The 6264-nt window shown below is 58.9% G+C and carries 6 protein-coding genes; 3 read left to right on the top strand and 3 right to left on the bottom strand.

Annotation, left to right across the window (positions count from 1 at the left end):
* Positions 1–40: 40 nt before the first annotated feature.
* Positions 41–739 (bottom strand): transposase, encoded by a 699-nt coding sequence (locus QZ329_RS14555; protein WP_295753723.1) that lies wholly within the window; start codon positions 737–739, stop codon positions 41–43.
* Between the two features lie 386 nt (positions 740–1125).
* Here QZ329_RS14555 and QZ329_RS15685 point away from each other — a divergent pair, with 386 nt between their 5' ends.
* Positions 1126–1296, top strand: coding sequence for a transposase (locus QZ329_RS15685; RefSeq protein WP_365352265.1), 171 nt, complete (start codon positions 1126–1128; stop codon positions 1294–1296).
* On the top strand, positions 1247–1687 hold the full coding sequence (locus QZ329_RS15680; RefSeq protein ID WP_365352263.1) for a transposase: 441 nt from the start codon (positions 1247–1249) through the stop codon (positions 1685–1687). Before QZ329_RS15685 ends, QZ329_RS15680 begins: the two co-directional genes overlap by 50 nt.
* 316 nt (positions 1688–2003) lie before the next feature.
* On the opposite strand, the gene purB is transcribed toward QZ329_RS15680, so the two are convergent.
* Together purB and QZ329_RS14545 are read right to left on the bottom strand one after the other, a co-directional pair.
* Positions 2004–3425: an adenylosuccinate lyase gene (gene purB / locus QZ329_RS14550; protein WP_295753722.1), complete on the bottom strand. Its 1422-nt coding sequence runs from the start codon at positions 3423–3425 to the stop codon at positions 2004–2006.
* A 10-nt stretch (positions 3426–3435) separates the two neighbouring features.
* Complete coding sequence (locus tag QZ329_RS14545) at positions 3436–4710, bottom strand: adenylosuccinate synthase (protein WP_295753721.1); 1275 nt, start codon at positions 4708–4710, stop codon at positions 3436–3438.
* Positions 4711–5212: 502 nt separating this feature from the next.
* Here QZ329_RS14545 and QZ329_RS14540 point away from each other — a divergent pair.
* On the top strand, positions 5213–6264 hold a 1052-nt coding region (locus tag QZ329_RS14540), incomplete at its 3' end, for a BMP family ABC transporter substrate-binding protein (protein ID WP_295753720.1).

Here is a 6264-nt window from a genome sequence, read left to right as displayed (position 1 = left end):
TTCCTCCCATATCGCTGCTATTTGGTTATTTCTGGTTAACTTAATGGCATTGCTCCATTCGGGACAGCCTTTGCTGTATCCGGACCAATTTTTCCTCCGCCAGAGCCGGCAGCTCTGGGCTGTTTCCCTCGCTGTCCGTGTAAAAATGGGTCAGGGACTGGTTCAGGCCCAGGGTCCGCTCCGGAACAGAGGCAGGCCGTTCCGGCGTTTTGGCCTCATAGCCGAAAACGATGGAAGCAAAGTATTTGCCGGACCGGCTCTTGGTAACTGTAACGGATTTCAGTTTCCACCAGTGCAGCGGCTTGCGGTAGACCCTGGCGTTAATGAGACCCAGCTTGGGCATCTGGAGGCCGTCTCCAATCAGGCGGACAGATGGGCCAGTACGGTACTGGCGGCAGTAAACGGTAAAGGAATCCCGGCGGGCTTTCTTGGTTTTGAATTGAGGACGGTGAAAAGCCCCAGGATTGCGGAAAAAGGCCAGGAACGCCTGCCGCAAATTCTGATGCACCGTACACAGGGGCTGGCTGTCGACCTCCCGGAGGAACGGAGCCTCTTTTTTGTAATGAGCGGGAGTGGGAATATACTGGAGGTCTGTGGCGGCATAGAACTCTTCTGTGTCGGACAGCATCCGATTCCAAAGCCAGCGGCAGCAGCCGAAGGTTTTTTCAAACAATTCTGCCTGTTCCAAAGAGGGATAGAGCCGGACTTTAAGAGTCGTGAATTGTTCACAATTCGCCATATCCAGCCCTCCTCTTCACCTGAAATCTCCGCTGGAGAGAAAGAATTTGTCCGGAGTTGTGTACAACCCCGGACAGAAAAATTTTTTAATTAAGCTATTATTTTTGACAAAATGCCGCCGATATGTAGTAATGAAAGCGGTTGAGAAAACCTGAAGCGGCTGGACGGGGTTGTACACAACTCCGTCCAGTCTTTTTGTAAAAGAAAACCACCAGCTGTGCTGTGGTTCCCAAAAGCTTTAGCTATTCACCATTTTCAACGAAATCAAAAGAGTTTTTTGTTAGATACTGTTTGAAAAATAAATATTGCACAAGGAGTTCAGCTATGCAAAAAAAGTGCAGGAAAGGCTATGAATTGACAAAAGAACAATAGGAACCTGTAAAAACGTTGCAGCTGCCGAAAAGAACAGGAAACCGAGGCCGCCCACGAAAAGATGATCGGGACATGCGCAATGGGATGCTTCGGATTGCGCACAGCGGAGCCCAGTGGAGAGAACTTCCGGCGGCGTATGGCCCCCCTGGCGGTCTGTGTATGCCCGTTTTGCCAAATGGCGGATGATGGAACGCTGGAAGCGGTATTTCGTGCATTGTCCTCCGATGCGGATATGAAAAACCTAAACCTGGATTTAACCTGCATTAAGGTTCACAAAAGTGCCAATGGAGGGGGAAAAACAGCGGATAAAGCAGTTGGCCGAACCAAAGAAGAGTGGAACACAAAACTGCACACTATCGTAGACGGCCTGGGAAACCCAAAGGAATTTCTTTTGTCAGCCGGAAACGACCACGAGTCAGTCCATGCTGTTGAGTTGTTAGAGAGAATTGAAATCCGTGGCAGTAACATATTGGCTGACCGGGCTTATGGGGCAAAGACGATCCGGGATTATATCTCTGAGCATGGGGCAGCTATACGATTCCACCCAAAAGCAATGTTTCAGCTCCATAGTCGGTAGATTGGTGGCTGTATAAAGAACACCTTTTGATTGAGTGTTACCTATAACAATATAGTTATAATACCTGCGGCTCACCCCTGGCGGCGGCGCGCCTCCCCAATGTCCGGGCGGCGCCGTCCACGTGGTCTGGTTCGAGGACGCCCGGAGCATGGACGCCAAGCTCCGCCTCGTGGCGGAGTATGGTTTCCGGGGGGGGATTCTGGAACCTCATGCGCCCCGTTTCCCAGACCTGGCTGGTACTGGACGCTCTCTACGATATCGAATGACAAAAAGGCAGACCCGACCGTCTGGCCGGGTCTGCCTTTCGTAAAGCGGATCAAACATTGATTTCCGGCGTCTCGCCGGGTTCGACCGCCTCCAGCAGAGGGACGATTCCCTCCAGAAACGCCTCCACCTGGGCGGCGCAGCGGCCGGTGTACAGCTTCGGGTCCAGCACCGCCTTCATCTCCGTCTCGGACATGGCAAAGGCGGGTTCCGCCGCCAGGCGGCGGAGCAGGTCGCAGGATTCGCCCTCTTTCATCCGGGCCGTGGCCGCCATGGAGCAGGTGCGGATGATCTCGTGAAGCTCCTGCCGGTCTCCGCCCCGTTTGACCCCCTCCATCATCAGGTTTTCCGTGGCGATGAAGGGAAGGTACTCCCGGCAGGTCCGGTCCACGATCTTCTCGTTGACGTGGAGCCCGTCGGTGACATTTCGGGCGAGGCGCAGAATCGCGTCGGCGCAGAGGAAGCCCTCCGGCATGGATATGCGCCGGTTGGCGGAGTCGTCCAGAGTCCGTTCCAGCCACTGGACGGAGGCGGTCATGGGGGCGTTCATGGCGTCCGCCATCAGATAGCGGGAGAGAGAGCAGATGCGCTCGCAGCGCATGGGGTTGCGCTTGTAGGCCATGGCGGAGGAGCCGATCTGGTTCTTCTCAAAGGGTTCCTCCACCTGCCGGTCGTGCTGAAGCAGGCGGATGTCGTTGGCCATGCGGCAGGCGCTTTGGGCGATGGCGCTGAGGCAGTTCAGAATCCGGCTGTCCACCTTCCGGGGATAGGTCTGGCCGCAGACGGCAAAGGTTTTCGCAAAGCCGAATTCGGCGGCGATGCGCCGGTTCATCTCGTCGATCTTGGCCCCGTCCCCCTCAAAGAGGTCCAGAAAGCTGGCCTCGGTGCCGGTGGTGCCCCGGCAGCCCAGGAATTGCAGGTTCTCCAGGACGAAGTCCAGCTCCTCCAGGTCTGCCAGGAAGTCCTGCATCCAGAGGGTGGCACGCTTGCCCACCGTGACCAGCTGGGCGGGCTGATAATGGGTATAGCCCAGGGTGGGGGTGTCCGCGTACTGCCGGGCGAATTTCGCCAGGTTTCCCAGAAGGGCCAGAAGCCCCTTCCGGAGATACCGCAGGCCCTCCCGGTAAAGAATGAGGTCGGCGTTGTCGGTGACATAGCAGCTGGTGGCCCCCAGGTGGATGATGCCGGCGGCGGAAGGCGCGGCCTTGCCGTAGGCGTAGACATGGGCCATGACGTCGTGGCGGACTTCCTTTTCCCGCTGGGCGGCGAGGTCGAAGTCGATGTCGGTGCGGTGAGCCTCCAGCTCGGCCACCTGTTCCGCCGTAACGGGGAGACCCAGCTCATGCTCCGCCCGGGCCAGGGCCACCCAGAGCCGCCTCCAGGTCTGAATACGGGTCTCGGCGGAGAAGAGGTTCAGCATGAACTCCGACGCGTAGCGGGAGGAGAGGGGAGATTCGTAACGGTCTTTCCTCATGTTTCCTCCCTCAGCGGATGATGATGGCGTCCCGCTCCGGACCAACGGACACATAGCCGATCCGGCAGCCGATCTCCCGCTCGATATACTCCACATACTTCCGGGCGGCCTCCGGCAGGTCCTCCCAGGTCCGCACGCCGGAGATGTCGCAGCCCCAGCCGTCCAGGTATTCCACCACCGGCTTGGCCTCGGGCAGCAGGGCGGGGAAGGGGAAACGGTCCGTCTGCTGGCTGCCCAGCTCATAGCGGGCGCAGACGGGAATCTTGTCCATGTAGCTCAGCACGTCCATCTTTGTCAGGGCGATGTTGGTGGCCGCCTGGCACTGGACGCCGTAGCGGGTGGCCACAATATCGATGGGACCCACCCGGCGGGGCCGTCCGGTTTTGGCGCCGTACTCGTTTCCGGCCTCCCGGAGCTTGTCCGCCTCCTTGCCGAACCACTCGCAGGTGAAGGGGCCCTCGCCCACGCAGGAGGAATAAGCCTTCACCACGCCAATGACCTCGTCAATCCGGACGGAGGGCAGGCCGGAGCCCACGGGGGCGTAAGCCGCGACGGCGTTGGAGGAGGTGGTGTAGGGATAGATGCCGTAATCCAGGTCCCGCAGGGCCCCCAGCTGAGCCTCAAAGAGGATGCGCTTGTTCTCCGACTGGGCCTGGCGCAAGAACGCGCCGGTGTCCCGGATGAAGGGACGGATTTTCTCGCCGTAGTCCGCCACGTAGTCCATCAGCTGCTCTATGGTATAGGGCTTGGCCCCGTAAACCTTGGTGAGGGTCAGGTTTTTCCACTCCAGCAGGTCCTCTAAATGGGAGCGGAGCTGCTTGGGGTAGAGGAGTTCCCCGGCCATAACGGTTTTTTTCTGGAACTTATCGGAGTAGAAGGGGGCGATGCCCTGTTTGGTGGAGCCGTATTTTTTATCCTTCAGGCGGGCCTCCTCCAGGCCGTCCAGATCCCGGTGCCAGGGCAGCAGCAGAGAGGCCCGGTCGCTGATTTTCAGGTTGTCCGGCGTGATGGAAACGCCCTGGGCGATGACCTCCTGCATTTCCTTCCACAGGCTCTCACAGTCCAGGGCCACGCCGTTGCCCAGGATGTTGACGACGCCGTCCCGGAAAATGCCGGAGGGCAGCAGGTGGAGGGCAAATTTGCCCTTCTCGTTGACCACCGTGTGTCCGGCGTTGCCGCCGCCCTGATAGCGGACGACCACGTCGTAATCCTGGGTGATCAGGTCTACCATACGGCCCTTGCCCTCGTCGCCCCAGTTGATGCCCACAATGGCGCAGTTTGACATAATGAAACCTCCCCGCGACGCCGTCCAGAAGCTGAACGGCGGTCCGCTGTTTGCGGCGAGCGGCGCGCCGGTGATGGGGGCTTGTCCGGCCCCTGGGGGATTGGCGGCGGCGGATGGACGCCTCCGGCCAACGAAAGAAGGGCTCCGCAGTCTGCGGGGCCCAGAGTTTCCCTTTACCTATTATAGCGGCAATTTCGCCATAAGTAAAGGGAAAAGCGAAAGTTTCTGAAATTTTTCCCCTGGAAAAGGAAATGGGCGGACCTTTGGACGCCTTGGGCCGCCGGAGCTGTGGGGAGCGTACAAAAATGACCTCCGCCCGGAAGGAATGAAAAAGAGGAGAAACATGCGGTGGCGAGCGGCTTTGGGTAGTTTCCCGCATTTTTCCAAAAACATGAAAAAGCGCATTGAACTTTTCGACGGTTTCCTGTATAATCAATATATCGGGGAATCTTCCCCCGTTCCTTTCCATACATATTTATTTTAACGAAGGAGGAAAACCAGTATGAAGAAGTTTCTTGCGTTACTGCTGTCTATGATTATGATCTTGAGCCTGGCTGCCTGCGGAGGTGGCGGAGGCGGGGACAGCGAACCTCCCGCAAGCCAGAACGGCGACAGCCAGCCCGCCGGCGACAGCGGCGACAGCGGAGACGGCGGCGAGAGCAAAACTGTCAAAGTGGGCCTGATCTGCATCGGCGACGAGAATGACCAGGGCTACACCTACAACTTTATCCGGGGCAAGGAGGCCGCCACCGAGGCCCTGGCCGCCAGCGGCATCAACGTGGAGTGGGTGGTCAAGTGGAACATCGGCGAGGATTCCGGCTGTGAGGACGCCAACATCGAGCTGGCGGAGGAGGGCTGCGACCTCATCATCAACAACTCCTTCGGCTTCGAGCCCTTCATGCTGAAGGTGGCCCCCGATTATCCTGAGATTGAGTTCATCGCCTGCACCAACCAGGCCTCCTGGGGCGACAATCTGGACAACACCCACAACGCCTTTGCCAACATCTATGAGGGCCGTTATCTGGCCGGAGTGGTGGCCGGCATGAAGCTCCAGCAGATGATTGACGAGGGGACCATCACCGCCGATCAGGCTGTCATCGGCTATGTGGGCGCGTTCTCCTTCGCGGAGGTCATCTCCGGCTTCACCGCTTATTTCCTGGGTGCGAGGTCTGTCTGCCCCAGCGTCACCATGAAAGTCCAGTTCGTGGGCTCCTGGTCCGACGCCACGGAGGAGGCCAACGCCGCTTCCGCCCTGGCCGACATGGGCTGCGTCATGATCTCCCAGCACTCCGACAACACCACCCCCGCCACCACGGCAGAGGCCAAGGGCGTGTTCCACACCGGCTATAACAACGATATGATCTCCGTCGCTCCCGGGGCGTCCCTCATCGGCACCCGGATCAACTGGGCCCCCTACTTCGAGTACGCCATCGGGTCCGTGGCCAACGGCGCGAGCTTTGACCAGGACTGGTGCCACGGCATGGATATGGGCGCCGTGGTCATGACGGACCTGAACGAGGCCATCGCCGCCCCCGGCACCGCCGAGAAGCTGGC

Origin of the sequence: uncultured Oscillibacter sp. (assembly GCF_910579365.1) — a bacterium.
GTDB lineage: Bacteria > Bacillota > Clostridia > Oscillospirales > Oscillospiraceae > Oscillibacter.
This window is presented reverse-complemented; position numbering and strand designations above follow the sequence as displayed.

What these genes read in the sequence shown, in the direction of transcription:
- QZ329_RS14555 (WP_295753723.1), bottom strand. Translation starts at nt 739, where the DNA reads ATGGCGAATTGTGAACAATTCACGACTCTTAAAGTCCGGCTCTATCCC.
- QZ329_RS15680 (WP_365352263.1), top strand. Translation starts at nt 1,247, where the DNA reads ATGGCCCCCCTGGCGGTCTGTGTATGCCCGTTTTGCCAAATGGCGGAT.
- purB (WP_295753722.1), bottom strand. Translation starts at nt 3,425, where the DNA reads ATGAGGAAAGACCGTTACGAATCTCCCCTCTCCTCCCGCTACGCGTCG.
- QZ329_RS14545 (WP_295753721.1), bottom strand. Translation starts at nt 4,710, where the DNA reads ATGTCAAACTGCGCCATTGTGGGCATCAACTGGGGCGACGAGGGCAAG.